Raw genomic sequence first — 17201 nt, forward strand, 5'->3', positions numbered from 1 at the left:
CAATGAGATGCCCCTGTCTTGAAGGCTGTTCAAAACAGAAATGGACTGCGAACGTTTAGTCATTCAAGAATCCCACCCGTCACACCGTAAGGTGTAGGGCTTGCGGCTTTAGCCGTGGGAGTCTCAATCAAAGTAAATTCGGTGGTTTCCCTTATCTTCCCAAAAACGTTGAACATCCTGCAGATGAAAATGGACAGCCACTGAAACTAATCGCACAAATCAATTTCAGCGAAGTCCCCAGGCTTGAAGACTTCCCGGAGCGCGGCATCCTCCAATTCTATCTCTCTTCAAATGATGACGTATACGGCTTAGACTTTGATTATCCTGCAAGCCAAAAAAACTTTAGAATTCTTTATCATGAAGAAATCCTTGATGCTGAAAAGATCGTAACGGATTTTTCCTATTTACATAGCAGCGGAGAGGAAGATTTTCCTATAAAGGGAGAAGCGGTCCTTTCCTTTGAAAAGTCGGCAGAAACGATCTCCTCCTGTGATTTTCGGTTTGAAAAAGCAGAAATCGATTTGGAGGAAGAACCTGAAATTGAAGAAGTTCTTTGGGAAGCCTTATCCGGCCAGGGGCACAAACTGGGCGGGTATCCGTTTTTTACCCAATATGATCCGAGAGATGAGACAGAAGGCTTTGAAAATCACCTGATTACCCTGATTCAGATTGATACAGATGATCGAATTGATCTAATGTGGGGAGATGCTGGTGTAGCGAATTTCTTCATTTCGAAGAATGATTTGGTAAATAAAAACTTTAAAAACATCCTTTATAACTGGGATTGCCATTAACAGGCGCCATTTACGGCTGACGGGGATCAATCGGTAAGGCCTTAAATGTTTTGACTCTTTTAGTACACCAGGTTTATCGTTCAAGTCAGGTGCTCCTTTCATTTGAAATACTGAAAATTACGGCTACCGCAGGCTTTCCATTCATATTCTAGAAAAGAAGAATGGAAGGCGGGGGATCGGAATGGAAGAACTGCTAAGAACGGCTGCAGAAGGCCGGCTGGATTATATAGTAAATGGAAAGGCGAGGCACTTTCCATATTTGCAGGATCTTGAAAAGCAGTCACTTGAAAGGAAAGCGGCGGAACTGATTGAACGGAAAACGATGGCTGTCAAAGGGAGTTCAAGGATTAAAGTAACCGGTATTGAGGAGCAGCGCGATCTTCAGCACGTTCATTATCTTCTTCATGAGCGATGGCTCATTCAAAATGATGATTCCTTCTATATGGAAGAAAAAATAGGACGCCGCTTCGCCTTGATGACAGACAAAGAAGTGTTAGAGGACCAGGAAGTAAGCCGCCCATCAGAAACGGACGATGCACCCCTATCGAATACAGAACCGTCAGAAAGAAAAGGCTTCATGTATGACCGGATGGCGGCGGTTCAATATGCGGAGCGCTGGTGGAACAGCCATAATAATCGATATAAAAATTTCGAGGTAAATTGCACAAACTTTGTTTCCCAATGTCTTCATAGCGGCGGAGCCCAGATGAGAGGGTATCCCGGCAAAGGGACTGGCTGGTGGATGCAGAATAACGCATGGAGCTACAGCTGGGCGGTTGCCCATTCGATGAATTTGTTTTTGCCGCGTTCAAAAGCAGGGCTCCGTGCAGTAAAGGCCGGCTCCGCCGAAGAGCTTCGTCCGGGAGATGTGGTTTGCTATGATTTCCAAGGGGACGGCCGTTTTGATCACACAACGTTCGTCGTGGCTAAAGATAAAAACAATATGCCCCTTGTGAATGCCCAGACCTCAAACAGCCGGATGAGGTACTGGTCGTACAAGGATTCAACTGCCTATACACCGAATATCCGCTATTCGTTTTACCGGATACAGGACGATTCTGAGAAAAGCTAAAGCGTGGTATAATGATTGGGATTGAAATTTAATAGAGGTGACCATTTTGGGATTACACGTAGTATTGTATCAGCCAGAGATTCCTGCCAATACAGGGAATATTGCCCGTACATGTGCAGCAACGAATACAGTCCTTCATTTGATCCGCCCGCTCGGATTTTCGACGGATGATAAAATGCTGAAACGCGCCGGTCTGGATTACTGGGAGCATGTAAATGTGCGCTATCATGATTCACTCCAAGAGTTGTTTGATGAGTATGCTGCGGGAGAATTTTTCTTTTTAACGAAGCACGGCAAGCAGGCTCATACCGTATTTGATTACACTGATCTGCAGAAAGATTATTTCTTTGTTTTTGGTAAGGAAACAACAGGACTGCCAAGAGATCTTATCGATGAAAACATGGATCGGTGCCTGCGGCTTCCAATGACGGAGCATGTCCGTTCCCTCAACCTTTCCAATACAGCAGCCATCCTGGTTTACGAAGCACTGCGTCAGCAGAATTACCTTGATCTAACATGAAGAAAACGGCCTTCCTGGTGAAGGCCGTTTTTTTATTTGCGGATTTTCGGTTTATCGTTATATCCTGCTGTAAAAATGGAGACGAGGAACGTAATGCAGACACCTAGCATAAGTGCGGTCTTCATAAAAGCCCTCCTAAAGGTAGTAGTCCAAGCGGATACTTTCAATTATACGGCATTATGTAAGCGCTGTGAATTGTATTCGCTGTCTTTTTCTCCCTTTTTCATAAATTTCAGTCATATCGATTGCTTGGCACACAATCAGAAAAACAAGAATGATAAGCCTCCTTTCTTCATAAAGTTTAATAATCTCTATGAAGCACCAAAGATGAAGGAGGTCCTTATGGATATCTTAAAGAAGATCGAAAGGTACAGAGAAGATGAAGAGCGTTTAAAATGGGAAGGAACCTTCGTAGAATATTTGGAGATATTGAAAACCCGTCCATACGTTGCCCAATCTGCTCACTCTCGGGTTTATAATATGATCAAAGACTTTGGAATTGAAGAAGTGAATGGCGTTAAAACGTACAAATTTTTTGATCAGCAGCTTTTCGGTCTTGAGGAAGCACTTGAAAGACTTGTAGAAGAGTATTTTCATCCGGCTGCAAAACGCCTGGATGTAAGGAAGAGAATTCTCCTGCTGATGGGTCCTGTGAGCGGCGGGAAATCCACCCTAGTCACGATGCTCAAGAGAGGGCTTGAAAAGTACTCCCATACAGATAACGGCTCGGTTTTTGCCATAAAAGGCTGCCCGATGCATGAGGATGCCCTGCATTTAATCCCGCATCATTTGCGGCAGGATTTTTATGAGGAATACGGAATCCGGATTGAAGGAAACCTTTCTCCGCTTAATATGATGAGACTTCAGGAGGAATATGGCGGACGGATTGAAGATGTTGTTGTGGAACGTATCTTTTTCTCGGAAGATAAGCGGGTAGGAATTGGCACGTTCAGTCCATCCGATCCGAAATCCCAGGATATTGCAGATTTAACGGGAAGCATTGATTTCTCGACCATTGCCGAATACGGCTCTGAATCGGACCCGCGCGCCTACCGCTTCGATGGAGAGCTTAATAAAGCAAACCGCGGCATGATGGAATTCCAGGAGATGCTGAAGTGTGATGAGAAATTCTTATGGCACTTGCTGTCCCTGACGCAGGAAGGGAATTTTAAGGCAGGACGGTTTGCGTTAATCAGCGCTGACGAGCTAATCGTAGCGCATACGAATGAAACGGAATACCGATCCTTTATTTCCAACAAAAAAAATGAAGCTCTTCACTCAAGAATCATCGTTATACCGATTCCGTATAACCTGAGAGTGACAGAGGAAGAGCGGATCTACGATAAAATGATCAGCGAAAGTGACGTAAACGATGTCCATATTGCGCCGCACACTCTGAAAGTAGCTGCGATGTTCTCTATTCTGACAAGGCTGAAGGAAGCAAAACGCGGGGACATCGATTTAGTGAAAAAGATGAGACTGTATGATGGGGAAAGCGTGGAAGGCTACAATTCAGTAGATCTGGAAGACCTGAAAAAAGAATACCAGGATGAGGGAATGAGCGGCATTGATCCCCGTTACGTGATCAACCGGATATCCTCAACCATCATCCGGAAGGAGAATCCGTCGATCAATGCTCTCGATGTTCTCCGCTCATTAAAGGAAGGGCTTGACCAGCATCCTTCCATCTCACAGGAAGACCGGGAGCGTTACCTGAACTTCATTTCCGTCGCCCGTAAAGAGTATGACGACATTGCGAAAAAAGAAGTACAAAAAGCGTTTGTGTATTCTTATGAAGAGTCTGCAAAAACCCTCATGGAAAACTATTTGGATAACGTTGAAGCATACTGCAACAAGAATAAGCTGCGTGACCCGCTCACTGGTGAAGAAATGAATCCGGACGACAAATTAATGCGTTCGATCGAGGAGCAGATCGGCATTTCTGAAAATGCGAAAAAAGCATTCCGCGAAGAAATCCTGATCCGTATCTCCGCTTATGCACGCAAAGGAAAACGCTTTGATTACAATTCCCACGAAAGACTGCGCGAAGCAATTCAGAAAAAGCTGTTTGCGGATCTGAAGGACGTTGTTAAAATTACGACCTCATCCAAGACTCCGGATGAGCAGCAGCTGAAGAAGGTTAACGAAGTCGTCAAGCGTTTGATTGACGAGCATGGGTACAATTCTACCTCTGCGAACGAACTGCTCAGGTATGTAGGGAGTCTGCTGAACAGATAAAGAACGCGAGCCGGGGAAACCTGGCTTTTTTGAGTTGGGCGGATAGAGAATGTCCGGGATTCGTTATTTTTGTGCCTCCGTCCCCGTCGCGGGAAAGCGCCGGGGTTGGTTATGCATGCCTCCGTCCCCCGTTGCGGGAAAGCGCCGGGGGCTGGAGGCAGATGTCCCTTTTCCCTTCTCTCCCAATGCTTATTATGATTGGGGGACGGAGGGAAGCCAGTAGACATAATTGGGGTCGGAGGCAGCCTCCGTCCCCTTTTTTCCGCAATATCAGGGACAGAGGAAAGACTGTTCCGCCCCTTGTGCTGCAAGGTTGCGTTCAGGAAGGGGACGGAGGTTTAATGCTTTAGCAGGGCGGGGGACGGAGGCAAGGCCTTTCAGGAAGGGGACGGAGGTTTAATGCTTTAGCAGGGCGGGGGACGGAGGCAAGGCCTTTCAGGAAGGGGACGGAGGCAAGGCTTGTCACCACAGCATAACAAAGCGACAGGCGAGGCGGCGCTAACCGGCAGCAGGGGACCAGCAAAGCTGGATTAGATCCTATTTTGCGTATATAAGCTGCTGATTCATCCAGGCAAAACAATCCCTCAGCAGCAGCCATCTGTTTTAACTGCTGCCTAACCGGGTAAACACTTTATATACTCATCCAAGGAGTGATACTCATGGATCAAAAGAATCCTAATAAATCAAAAGAGAGTTCTAGTGTCCGCGATATGGACGATCTGGTCGAACAATCTAAAATCATGGAGCATATGAAAACGAATCAGGAAGTGAAAAAATCCGGCAAGACACCGGATCCGGATCAGCATAAAGAAGAAAAGGAAAAATAATATGGAGAAACCCTTGCTTTGGGAAGCAAGGGTTTTTTTGATGAGAAAAACTTTCTTGTGGATAAAATCTGCCCATATGGTTGCCAAATACCCTTGTCTAATCATTTTGCAAGGGATGCCCAATTTTCATAATTGTTTGTCAATTATCCATATCCATCGCATAGGATAGAGTAATCTCAAAATTTCAGCCAACGGGTAGAATTACATTCACCGCCATCATATGCAGCAGATCGATCATCGGTGAAGAAAGCCAGAAAGTTTTTTTAAAAAAGTTTGGAGGGGAAGGGGAATATGTCAAAAGGAGACGCTAGCAACTTTGTCATTTCAAATGAAGATTGGTCCCTCCACCGCAAAGGCTATGACGACCAGCAGAGGCATCAGGAAAAGGTTCAGGAAGCCATTAAGAATAATTTGCCTGACCTGATTACAGAGGAAAGCATCATTATGTCAAATGGTAAAAACGTAGTGAAAATTCCAATTCGCTCACTCGATGAATATAAGATTCGATACAATTATGATAAAAACAAACATGTAGGCCAGGGTGACGGCGATAGCCAGGTGGGAGACGTAGTTGCAAGGGATGGATCACAGCAGGGACAGGGGCCTGGAAAGGGACAGGGAGCAGGAGATCAGGCAGGGGAAGATTATTATGAGGCGGAAGTTTCGTTAATGGAGCTCCAGGAAGCTCTGTTTAAAGAGCTTGAACTGCCAAATCTTAAACGCAAGGAAATGGCAGACAGCATTGTTGAAAATATTGAATTTAATGATATCCGGAAAACTGGCCTTATGGGAAATATAGATAAGAAGCGTACAATGATGTCTGCATATAAGCGAAATGCCATGAAGGGAAAGGCGCAATTTTACCCGATTTATCCGGAGGATTTAAAATTCAAAACGTGGAATGAAGTAATCAAGCCTGAATCGAAGGCCGTAGTGCTTGCAATGATGGACACAAGCGGCAGTATGGGCCTATGGGAAAAGTATATGACCAGGAGCTTTTTCTTCTGGATGACAAGGTTTCTAAGGACAAAATACGAGCACGTGGAAATTGAATTCATTGCCCACCACACCGAAGCAAAAGTTGTTTCAGAAGAAGAATTTTTCAATAAAGGAGAAAGCGGCGGAACGATTTGTTCATCGGTCTATAGGAAAGCTCTGGAGATCATCGATGAAAAATACCAGCCTTCACGCTACAATATCTATCCTTTTCATTTTTCCGACGGCGACAACCTTACTTCTGATAATGCCAGGTGCGTCAAGCTTGTAGGTGATCTCATGAAGGTGTCCAATATGTTCGGTTACGGAGAGGTTAACCAGTATAACCGTCATTCAACGCTGATGTCCGCATACAAAAATATCACCAATGAACATTTCCGCTATTATATCCTCAAGCAAAAAGCCGATGTCTTCCATGCAATGAAGAGTTTTTTCAGAAAAGAAGCAGCTGAGATGAGCAGCTGAACAGGAGCCCTGCGCGGCGTGCGCAAGGGCTTTTTTGATTTTTACAATGTACAGATGCTGTTAAATCCATAGGGTAGATAAATAGTCTGAGAAGTACATTGTAAAAGCGCTTACAACATAGTAAGCTAAGATCATACCGATTTACTAAACCGATTTAGTACGGGTGCAAACGGGGTAAACGTTTCGGTTCCGAAATATCATGATGAAAAAGGGGAGTGGATTGGATGAAAGCATTGGATGTTGTAACGTTCGGAGAAGCGATGGCCATGTTTATAGCCGATGAGGCGGGACCGCTAAGTGAAGCAGAGCATTTCACACGATCACTAGCCGGTGCCGAAACGAATACTGCGATAGGAATTGCCAGACTTGGCTTCAAGAGCGGCTGGGCAAGCAAGGTCGGGCAGGATTCATTTGGTGAATTTATTATGAAGCGGCTGGAAAAGGAAGGGGTTAATACAGAGTGCGTCCTTAAAGATTCACGGTATGCAACAGGCTTCCTGATTAAATCAAAGGCAGTAGAAGGGGATCCTGAGGTTCAATACTTCCGCAAAGGATCAGCTGCAAGCACTATGTCTCCTGAGGAGGCGAACAGCGGATATTTCCTCTCGGCCCGTCATCTTCATTTAACCGGAATTCCCTTAGCCTTGTCTGCGAGTGTAAAAGCATTCTCCCATCAAGTGCTGACCCTGATGAAGGAAGCGGGCAAAACGGTTTCGTTTGATCCGAATGTAAGGCTTGCACTTTGGGGCTCTAGAGAAGAAATGGTCAAAGAAATCAATCTGGCAGCCTTCCAGGCAGATTTTGTTCTCCCGGGTGCAGAGGAAGGATTCATACTAACCGGATCCCGCGACCCTGAGTCAATCGCTGATTTTTATCTGGAGCAGGGAGTTAAAGGAGTTGCAGTCAAGCTTGGACCTGAGGGAGCCTTTTTCAAATCGGCTGAAGGGAAGGGGCTGGTCAGCGGATACAAGGTTGAGAACGTGATGGATACGGTAGGCGCTGGAGATGGTTTTGCCGCGGGTTTTGTAAGTGGTATTTTGGAAGGGCTTCCAATGGCGGAGTGTGTTAAAAGGGGAAATGCGATTGGTGCAATGGCGGTGCAATCAATCGGTGATAGTGACGGCTATCCATCAAGGGAGCAGCTCGTTCAATATATGAATTCTCATGTAAGGGAAGCAGATAGAGTATGAAAAGGCAGCGTAACAGCTATAGGCAGTTGCCTAAATGCAATCCATGTTTAATTCGAAAACAGGAGGAAGAAGAATGAGGAAAAATACCATTCAACAAAGCGGTGTGGTTGCCGTGATCCGGGGAGCAAATCCTGAAACAATCATTCCGATTGCACGGGCTCTCAAAGAAGGTGGTGTAACAGCCATGGAAATTACAATGGAAAATCCAAAAGCAATTAAGGTGATTGAGCGCCTGAATGGAGAGTTCCATGATGAGGTCCTGGTAGGAGCGGGCACTGTACTCGACCCGGAATCAGCAAGAACAGCCATTATGGCAGGAGCGAAATTCATTTTTTCTCCGACTATTAATCCCGAAACAATCCGGATGGCGAAACGGTATGGGGTCATCAGTGTTCCCGGTGCAATGACGCCGACTGAAATACTCGCGGCCTATGAAGCAGGAGCAGACCTGGTGAAGGTCTTCCCTGCCAATGTGCTTGGTCCGGACTATTTGAAGGCTGTAGCGGGACCGCTGCCTCATATTCCGCTCATGCCTACAGGCGGAATCGGGCTCGATAATGCAGAAGCTTTTATGAGAGCAGGAGCAGCGGCAGTGGGTGCAGGCAGTACTCTCGTAGATGGCAGAATGGAGGCTGATGCCCAAAGCTTGATTCAGCTTACAGACCGTGCACGTTTGTTTTATGAGATTGTACAGGGGTTTCAAGTTAGGTAGCAGATATGTCCTTTTGTTAGTTGGATATCTACAGGTTCTCCAGTAATATAGAGAAGGAATCTAGAGACAAGAGGGCGGATGACATGAATCGCGTAACGATGGCAGATGTAGCGAAGGCTGCAGGGATCAGCAAAAGTACAGTCTCACAATTTCTAAATGGCCGATATGAGTACATGAGCCGGGAAACGAAGGACCGAATCAAGGCTGCGATTGATGAGCTTGGCTATCATCCCAATTACATTGCAAGAAGCCTGAAACAAAAACGGACCTCACTGATCGGGATTGTAGCAGCCAACATTGTGCATACCGTTTCAACTGAAATGAGCAGAGCCATTGAAGATTATTTTCATGAAAAAGACATTCAGGTCATTTTCTGCAACTCCTATGATGATCAGGAAAAGGAGAAAAAATACATCAATAACTTGAGAGCGAGACAGGTGGATGGACTGGTCATATTCCCAGCAGAGAAAAATACGGAGCTTTATAAAAGATTGGAAGATGAAAGTTATCCGGTTGTTTTCGCTGATCGAAAAATAGCTGGAATTCAGGTAAATACAGTGGTGGTGGATAACCGCGATGCGCTGGACCAGGCAGTACATCATTTAATAGCCGAAGGTCACAGCAAGCTTGCCATCCTTACTCCTCCACTAACCATTTACCCGCGCCGGGAACGGATAGAGGGATTTAAAGAAGCAGTGAGAAAGCACGGAGGCAAAGTTTATGATCATCTCGTTCGGTCAACGGAAATCAGAGCGATGGTTACAGAACTTGAAAGTATGTTTGCTGAAGGGAATGGTCCAACTGCATTAATAGCCGGAAACGATTTGACCTATTTTGAAATCATGAAATTTGCCCGCAAGCATCAAATCCGAATAGGGAAAGATTTAGCTCTCGTAGTGTTTGATAACATTGAATTGGCTGCCTTTTCTGAACCATCTCTTACCATTATTAATCAGCCCGCTTATGAAATGGGGCTGATGGCCGGAGAGCTCCTTTATGAGCAAATCAGCGGCCGCTCAGCAAAAATAGGTACGTATGTGTTTCCGGCTGAAATGATCGTTCGGGGGTCTTCTGTCCTTAAGGAAGAATAAGAAATTCGCACGATAAAAAGTGCCCAGCATCCATTACTTGGTCTGAGCACTCTTAACGTATAGTATTTTCATCTCTATTCAAAAAAGACGATTTTAATAAAACTATAGAGGATAATTCCTGCAAGAATCCCTGCAGCCCACATTAAATTCTTTTTCATTGGGTAAGGCCTCCAATTGTTCCGTTTCGCATTTACAAGCTTGTTAGGGAAACATTATTTGATATTTTTTCTTTTACACGTGCCTGTTGATTCCTGCAGCCGTCGCTTACCCAGGGGAAGGCAGTGAGTCTCCCCCCGGCTTGGACATTGCGGGATCTCACCTGTCCCGCTTCCCCTGCAGAAGTCTCCCGGTCAATTCTTTCGTACTCCGAATGTATGCTCCAAGCTCATTCTTCCCGCTGTTTTCTCTCAGGCAGTTCCTTCGAATGTATCATTATTATGCAGCTCGGACAAGCACATTATGAGGCGGAAATCATACTTTTTGCTTTTACAGCTGTATCATCCATTAATTCAGCTATCAATATATTATCGTTATTCAGCGTTTCTACCGTTGCCGTCATTTCTTCCAAACTTGCAGTGGATTGCTCAATGACAGCGGCGAGTTCACTGGTGGAAATTTCAACTAAACCGGATTTTCCTTTTACCTGATTTGCAAGTTCTTTTAAGGACTGGACTTGACCGCTCAGATGTTCAAATACTTCAGCTGTTTGCTGAAAGGAATCTGCAGCCATTTCTGCTGATTGCTGTCCTTTTCTAATAAATTCACTGCTTTGGCCGAGTTTGCTTAAAGCATCGGAATTGTTTTGGTTGAGCTTGTTCAGATTTTGGTGAATGTGATCGGTGGTTTGGCTGCTCATGTCAGCTAACTTCCTTATTTCCTCAGCAACTACGGCAAATCCTTTTCCGGCTTCCCCTGCTCTTGCCGCTTCAATCGAAGCGTTCAGTGCCAGCAGGTTGGTCTGATCCGTAATTCCTTTAATCGTGCCCGTAAAGCTATTTGTTTCTTTGATGGTGTTGGAGAGGGTTTCAAAGGTCTGATTTAAGCTTTTAAGAATATTACCCAATTCATTCATGTCTTCATGCAGTCCGTTCATGTGAACCCGGCTTTCATCTACTACTTGACCTGCTTTCATTGACCGCCCCTCAAGGCCGGTTGATACGGTAAATAAATGTTCCATTGATTCCACGGTATGATTGGCATTCTCAGCAATTCCCCCTATTTGCTCAGCTTGAGAAAGGCTGCCCGAAGCCACTTCATTGATTACAATCTTCATCTCTTCCTGAGAAATGCGGTTGGCCTGTATCCGTTCGTTCACCTTCGTGATATCACCAATCATACTTTTTACCTTCTGCTCAAGCTCAGTCTTTTGTTTAGCCTGCTCGAGTGATCTGCTTTCGGTTTCGGTCATGAGGACGCTAATCTGTTTTGAAAGCCTTGCAGCTAAGTAAATCAGGACTCCAAGAATAATTCCGGATAAAATATACCCAAGAGCTGAAGTTGTAATGAGTGACTGCGTTTCCGGCGTCAGTGGGATGTTTAGGGCATTTAGCAGAAATGTAATGAAGCCCAGAGAGTATCCGATCGCAAACACAACTTGATTAAAATGAATAGCTGAAATCAAGCTTAGCACAAACAGGACGGGAATTAACTCAATCGTAGCTCCGATAATAAAGATCGAGGAACATGTAAATCCGGATATAAGCAGGACAGCCAAAATAGGGTAAAGTGCCGGTTTTCTAAAAACAAATAATACAAGAACAAACAAGACAGAAAATGAAACCATCTCTGTCATATAAAACAGGGCTTTGTCACCTTGCCCATAGCTGAAGGTTTTAAAGAAAGCGGTTCCAATTGATAGTAAAAATGTAACAAATAAAAGCACGTTTTTCTTCATTAAATCTTTTTGCTGAACCTGTTCTACAGCTTTCATCTTCTTCCCTGCTTTCAATGGTATATTAATTCTTTTGAGGGGAAACGTTTATCCCTTTCTTTTTTTTATCGGTAAAAGCTAAAAAATGATTAGAAAAAAAGAGAAATTTTCCAGTAAAATCGTCAGAAAAGATTAAAAAATTCTAAAAATGGGTATGTACAACCATTGGGTCATACCCAAAATAAATATGGAAGGGAGCCATGGTATTCGAATGAAGAAAGTATCGATTTGGCTGATGGCTGTCATGATGATGGCAGCATTGCTTACAGGCTGCGCCGAAAAAGATCAAGGCGAAGATGGCCTTGAGCTTGTAAATGAAGGAGAATTTATCTTCGCTGCTTCCGGTGAATTTAAACCGTTCAGCTATGTCCGGGATGACATGACGATGACCGGTTTTGATGTGGAAGTGGGGAAGGCGATAGCAAAGGAGCTTGGGCTAAAGCCTGTTCCGAAAAGAATAAAGTTTAAAGGGATTGTAGAAGGAGTTAAAACAGGAAGGGCAGATGTGGCAGTAGCCAGCCACACCATTAATGAACAGCGCGCAAAACATGTCCGGTTTTCTACACCCTATTACTATTCAGGTCCCCAGATTTTCACGAGGGAAGATAGTGATATAAAAACAACAGAGGATCTGGAAGGGAAAGAAGTTGCTGCTGCAAAGGGTTCTACATACGCTAGTATAGCGAAGGAATATACAGGAAATGTAAAAATTTATGATAGTGACATAACTGCTTTAAAGGCACTGAGTGGAGGCAGGCATGATGCTGTAATCACGGATTTCGTAACTGGCCGCAGCGCCGCTAAAGAAGGATTCGAAATTACAGGCCAGGAGCTGATTGAACGAAGTGCCCAGGCGGTTGTTATTCCTGAAAACAATCCGCTCATGGAAGAAAAGGTGAATGAAGCTCTGGAAAATTTGCGCAAGGATGGAACACTTGCCAAAATCAGCATGGAGTTTTTTGGGGATGACATTACAAAAGAACCTGCAGCAGAGGAATAAAAATTAACTGATAAAGAGAGGGAGTCGGATCATTGCCTAGTTTTTCGCACTTTTTTCAAGTATTCGGAGAAAGCTATGATGTTTTTTTAAAAGCCATGCTGCTCACCCTGCAGCTAACGGTAGTCTCCATTCTTATTGGGATTGTCATCGGGTTGTTTTTTGCCTTACTTAAAATATCCGGTGTTAAGCCGCTCGGGTTTATATCAGATGCCTATATTTATTTAGTACGCGGAACACCATTAATTGTTCAGATTTTCATTTTATATTTCGGGATAAGCGGAATCTTTTTGCTTCCAGATTTCTGGGCCGCTTCGCTTGCGCTTGCCTTCCACAATGGTGCCTATATCGCTGAAATATTCAGAGGAACCATTCAATCGATTGACAAAGGGCAAATGGAAGCGGGACGGTCACTTGGGATGACCAAAGCTGTGGCGATGCGCCGCATCGTCCTTCCGCAGGCATTCAGACGTGCATTGCCTCCGCTTGGTAATCAGTTCATTATCGGACTGAAGGATTCCTCACTCGCGGCCTTTATTTCAATGAACGAATTATTTAACGTTGCGACGACGCTCGGATCCAATAATTTTGATGAAATGACATACTTGCTGATTGTTGCAGTTTATTACTTAATCCTGGTGGCCATCTTAACATTTATCGTCAATAGAATTGAGAAAAAACTGGCTGTCAGTGACCGGTAGGGGGAGGAAGCTATGCAATCAACGGAAAGAGAAATGATTAAGGTAGAGAAGCTGAACAAGTCCTTCGGAGATCTGCATGTATTAAAGGACATTGATATGACGGTTTATGAAAGTGAAGTCGTATGCCTGATCGGCGCCAGCGGATCCGGAAAAAGTACACTTCTCCGCTGTCTGAACTTCCTGGAAAAGAGAGACAACGGCAAAGTCATTCTCGAAGGCGAGGAAGTAAAAAAAGAATCGCACAACATCAATGAAGTACGGCAAAAGGTAGGGATGGTCTTCCAGCATTTTCACCTTTTTCCTCATAAAACGGTGTTAGGAAATGTCATTGAGGCTCCGCTAACGGTGAAGAAAATGAACAAGGAAAAAGCAGTTCAAATCGGTAAGGACCTCCTGAAAAAAGTAGGTCTTGAAGACAAAGCAGATGTATATCCGAGTAAGCTTTCCGGAGGGCAAAAGCAGCGGGTAGCGATAGCAAGAGCGCTTGCGATGGAACCGGACATCATGCTGTTTGACGAACCAACCTCCGCGCTGGATCCTGAACTCGTGGGAGAAGTGCTTGAAACGATGAAGCAGCTCGCTGAGGAAGGAAAAACGATGATCGTCGTCACCCATGAAATGGGCTTCGCACGCGAGGTCGCCGATTCCATCATTTATATGCATGAAGGACGCATCGTCGAGAGAGGAACGCCGGATGAATTCTTTGACAATCCGAAGGAAGAGCGTTCGAAGGAATTTTTGATGTCCACTTCTTTTACCTAATGGCTAAGTGAATAGAAGCTGCTGATTGATTCCCATTTGCAGGGTTGACTGTCAGGAAAAGACTGAAGCGGAAATGAGCAGCAAGTTTACCATAGAAAAAGTAACAGAAAAAAGTTTGGGGAAAAAGCCTCAAGCTTTTTTTCTGTCTGTTTTGCTTGGTCAATTTACGATTTGAAAAGGCTCTTTTTTTAGAGTTGCAGTTTTCCAATACAAATGCAAATGAATGAGAAAGAAACCCCTGTTTAAAGGAACGGGCCAGGTGAGACCTCAAGATGCATTGCGCCGCCTGAAGTTGCTATAAGGTAACTGCGATTGAAAAAGAAATGATTACATGTAAAGAATTAATAAAAGCATAAGCATGAGCAAAGAAAGCGGTAATGAAGAGCAACCATGTGTTGCTATTATTCTTGCAGGTAAAGTGCCAGTCCGATGCTTCACTGCAGCGGGTAAGCATCGGTTTGGCACCTCCTAACGTTCTCATCTGGCAGCCCAGCGTATTCCCCGGATTGTTAGCTCCATCACCTCAGGTATTTCAAGCTCCCTTGGATAATGTCCGATGGAGTGATAAAAAATACGGCCCTTCCCCCAGGAACGCTTCCAGGCAACGGGCATTGCATTTCCTTTAAGCCAAGGAAAATTGCCCCCGTTTACAATAGTATGGGCAATGACTTCATTATTGGGATCCGTCAGCATGTAATATTGCTCAGAACAGACAGAGAAGCTTGAAAGTCCTTCAGTAAGGGGGTCTGCATTTGAAACCAGGACCTCATACTCAAGGAAATTCCCCGGATGTCCGACAAACAGACCTCCTATCATCATTTTAAAAAGGAGACTGTTATTGAATGAGCCGGTTAGGCCATGCCATGAGACAAGACCTAAGCCTTTCTCCACGGCATCCATTAAATTGGACTCCATATTACCTTGTAATTCACCTTGAGTCCATAAAGGAATGATGATATCAAATTCATGAAGGCGGCTGGACTCTAAAATAGCCAAATCTGATGAAAGCTCCGTTTCAAAGCCAGCCAGCAGATGTTCAGCTGAGAATCGGGCCATACTTTCCGGCGAATGCCACTCGGGTCCGCCGTAAAGTATCAGCGCTTTTTTCAAATCAAAAACCTCCATAACAAAATGGGCGGACAATCAACTCGGATTGTCCGCCCATTTTAGTGAGTTATACTTCCAGTGTATGAGGCGGCTCGCCTTTTTTATTCATCAGTCTTATTTGATCAGGTACAATTTTTAAAATGATGTAATTCTCATCGTTTGGTCCGTCAAACCACATCTTCATATTGTCATCCCATAAACGCTGTTTAAGCTCCTCTGATTTTTCAATTGAAGCTGTGCCTTCCACTTCTACAAACGTATCACCAAAACCTTCGCCGTCATAGCCAAGAAGAATGTGGACGTTAGGGTTCTCGTCAATCTCTTCAACCTTATGGGTTTCTATATCCGTCGGGGTATAAAGTGTCAAATTTTCATTGAAAAACGTCATATAACGGGAATGCGGCTTGCGGTTCTTTACCGTTGCAAGTGTCCCGATTTTATTTTGGTCAATAATCTTCACAATCTGCTCTCTTAATTGCTGCTGATCCATGTTCATTCATCCTTTCCATTCAATAGCTTAGTTAGGATTTACCCTTAATAGGTGCTATTTAAAACTTTTAGATAGGCATTTGACTCTCTCTTTGAACGAAAATTTAAGCGGAAAGCAAACAAGTTGACATAATGGTACACATGATTTAAAATAAATCTCGAAGTTGAGATATTTTATTAAAGACTATTTTAAGGAGAGATAATAATGGCAAACATTCTATATGTAAAAGCAAATCCAAAAGGCGACGAAATGTCTTTTTCCGCACGGGTGGCCAATGCATTTTTTGATGCATACAACAGCCAGAATCCTGGAGATCAAGTAGAAACCCTCGATCTATATAATACAGATCTTCCTTTAATCGATGCAGAAGTGCTCGGAGGATGGGGAAAACTTGCGTCCGGTAACGAACTGACTGATACGGAAAAGGCCAAAATTGACCGTCTTTCCCAGCTGGTTGATCAATTTCTGGAGGCAGATAAAGTCGTATTCGCTGCACCAATGTGGAATTTCGGATTCCCTCCATTGATGAAAGCTTATATTGATGCCATTGCTGTAGCAGGAAAAACATTCAAATATACAGAAAATGGACCGGTCGGTCTTTCCGGAGATAAAAAAGTTGTTCTGATCGAAGCTCGCGGAGGCGTATATTCTGAAGGACCTGCTGCATCCATGGAGCATACGGAAAGCTATTTCCGCGCTGTAATGAGCTTCCTTGGCATCAATGACGTTGAAGTGATCCTTGCTGAAGGAATGGCAGCCGATCCATCAGCTGCAGATCAAATCTTCAATCAATCAGTTGAAAATGCAAAGGAAGCTGCAAGAAGCTTCTAATTAAAGCGGTCAGCAGGAAAATGAGAGTTACACAAATCTCCATACTTCCTGAAGAGAATAATGCAACTGGAAAAGTGCTCAGAGTTTGCTCTGAGCACTTTTTGCTCTGTTTGCGGCAGCTAATGACCGACGTTCCTTTAGATCGATCGGAAAGTTTGCCAGCGAGATGCAAAATCCGGGCATTTTTGAACCTTTTTGAGTGCAAAGCTCGGCCCTTGGTTTGTTATAAATGGTCCGAACGTGTTTGCGCTGTACTGAGTTGAGAAATCCGCCCTTGGGTTGTCATATATAAGCATATATGATCCGTATTTTAATTTTATTGTCCGTACTTGAGATTTAATGTCCGTATTCTGGTCAAGTCCATTTTTCTGTGTAAAAGTTCATTACAATGTTTTCAAGTTTATAAATTGGATAGGGTATTAATTTATAAAGGGAGAGAACTTAGTTCTCTTGCCCGTCATACATGTACTTTCGATCT

Annotated in this window: 15 protein-coding genes and 1 pseudogene; 13 read left to right on the top strand and 3 right to left on the bottom strand. The window is 44.1% G+C overall.

Annotated elements, in window-relative coordinates; translation table 11 throughout:
* Positions 1 to 143 precede the first annotated feature (143 nt).
* The 9 genes and pseudogenes from ACQCVE_RS19285 to ACQCVE_RS19325 all read left to right on the top strand — a co-directional run.
* A pseudogene (locus ACQCVE_RS19285) lies at positions 144 to 794 on the top strand (YwqG family protein); the annotation flags it as partial.
* 181 nt (positions 795 to 975) lie between these two features.
* Complete coding sequence (locus ACQCVE_RS19290; RefSeq protein ID WP_426847012.1) at positions 976 to 1866, top strand: amidase domain-containing protein; 891 nt, start codon at positions 976 to 978, stop codon at positions 1864 to 1866.
* Positions 1867 to 1903: 37 nt separating this feature from the next.
* Positions 1904 to 2386: a tRNA (uridine(34)/cytosine(34)/5-carboxymethylaminomethyluridine(34)-2'-O)-methyltransferase TrmL gene (gene trmL, locus ACQCVE_RS19295; RefSeq protein WP_426863652.1), complete on the top strand. Its 483-nt coding sequence runs from the start codon at positions 1904 to 1906 to the stop codon at positions 2384 to 2386.
* Positions 2387 to 2728: 342 nt separating this feature from the next.
* Positions 2729 to 4624, top strand: a complete 1896-nt coding sequence (locus tag ACQCVE_RS19300; protein ID WP_426847010.1) for a PrkA family serine protein kinase — start codon at positions 2729 to 2731, stop codon at positions 4622 to 4624.
* A gap of 659 nt (positions 4625 to 5283) precedes the next feature.
* A complete protein-coding gene (locus ACQCVE_RS19305) occupies positions 5284 to 5451 on the top strand; it encodes a hypothetical protein (RefSeq protein WP_426847009.1) in 168 nt (55 codons plus the stop codon).
* Positions 5452 to 5742: 291 nt separating this feature from the next.
* Entirely contained in the window at positions 5743 to 6912 is a 1170-nt protein-coding gene (yhbH, locus tag ACQCVE_RS19310; RefSeq protein WP_426863653.1) for a sporulation protein YhbH, read from the top strand.
* 224 nt (positions 6913 to 7136) lie between these two features.
* A complete protein-coding gene (locus ACQCVE_RS19315) occupies positions 7137 to 8102 on the top strand; it encodes a sugar kinase (RefSeq protein WP_426863654.1) in 966 nt (321 codons plus the stop codon).
* A 73-nt stretch (positions 8103 to 8175) separates the two neighbouring features.
* The gene (locus tag ACQCVE_RS19320; protein ID WP_426863655.1) at positions 8176 to 8814 is read left to right on the top strand and encodes a bifunctional 4-hydroxy-2-oxoglutarate aldolase/2-dehydro-3-deoxy-phosphogluconate aldolase; all 639 of its coding nucleotides are present in this window, start codon (positions 8176 to 8178) and stop codon (positions 8812 to 8814) included.
* An 83-nt stretch (positions 8815 to 8897) separates the two neighbouring features.
* On the top strand, positions 8898 to 9905 hold the full coding sequence (locus ACQCVE_RS19325; protein ID WP_426863656.1) for a LacI family DNA-binding transcriptional regulator: 1008 nt from the start codon (positions 8898 to 8900) through the stop codon (positions 9903 to 9905).
* 457 nt (positions 9906 to 10362) lie between these two features.
* Here ACQCVE_RS19325 and ACQCVE_RS19330 read toward each other — a convergent pair whose 3' ends face one another.
* On the bottom strand, positions 10363 to 11835 hold the full coding sequence (locus tag ACQCVE_RS19330; protein ID WP_426863657.1) for a methyl-accepting chemotaxis protein: 1473 nt from the start codon (positions 11833 to 11835) through the stop codon (positions 10363 to 10365).
* Between the two features lie 211 nt (positions 11836 to 12046).
* Between ACQCVE_RS19330 and ACQCVE_RS19335 the strand changes: the two genes are divergently transcribed.
* The 3 genes from ACQCVE_RS19335 to ACQCVE_RS19345 are packed head-to-tail and all read left to right on the top strand — an operon-like array spanning position 12047 to position 14295.
* Complete coding sequence (locus ACQCVE_RS19335; protein WP_426863658.1) at positions 12047 to 12835, top strand: transporter substrate-binding domain-containing protein; 789 nt, start codon at positions 12047 to 12049, stop codon at positions 12833 to 12835.
* A 32-nt stretch (positions 12836 to 12867) separates the two neighbouring features.
* A complete protein-coding gene (locus ACQCVE_RS19340) occupies positions 12868 to 13533 on the top strand; it encodes an amino acid ABC transporter permease (RefSeq protein ID WP_426847002.1) in 666 nt (221 codons plus the stop codon).
* A 12-nt stretch (positions 13534 to 13545) separates the two neighbouring features.
* On the top strand, positions 13546 to 14295 hold the full coding sequence (locus ACQCVE_RS19345; protein ID WP_426863659.1) for an amino acid ABC transporter ATP-binding protein: 750 nt from the start codon (positions 13546 to 13548) through the stop codon (positions 14293 to 14295).
* A gap of 477 nt (positions 14296 to 14772) precedes the next feature.
* Here the strand turns inward: ACQCVE_RS19345 and ACQCVE_RS19350 are convergent, their stop codons facing one another.
* Both ACQCVE_RS19350 and ACQCVE_RS19355 read right to left on the bottom strand, forming a co-directional pair.
* A complete protein-coding gene (locus tag ACQCVE_RS19350; protein WP_426863660.1) occupies positions 14773 to 15405 on the bottom strand; it encodes a ThuA domain-containing protein in 633 nt (210 codons plus the stop codon).
* Between the two features lie 64 nt (positions 15406 to 15469).
* Positions 15470 to 15892, bottom strand: coding sequence for a pyridoxamine 5'-phosphate oxidase family protein (locus tag ACQCVE_RS19355; protein ID WP_426846999.1), 423 nt, complete (start codon positions 15890 to 15892; stop codon positions 15470 to 15472).
* A gap of 204 nt (positions 15893 to 16096) precedes the next feature.
* On the opposite strand from ACQCVE_RS19355, the gene ACQCVE_RS19360 reads away from it, so the two are divergent.
* Positions 16097 to 16723 carry an FMN-dependent NADH-azoreductase gene (locus ACQCVE_RS19360; RefSeq protein ID WP_426846998.1) on the top strand — a complete coding sequence of 209 codons (627 nt, stop codon included), beginning with the start codon at positions 16097 to 16099 and terminating at the stop codon, positions 16721 to 16723.
* Positions 16724 to 17201 lie beyond the last annotated feature (478 nt).

The sequence above is a fragment of the Metabacillus sp. 113a genome, assembly GCF_050107635.1.
Taxonomy (GTDB): domain Bacteria; phylum Bacillota; class Bacilli; order Bacillales; family Bacillaceae; genus Metabacillus_B.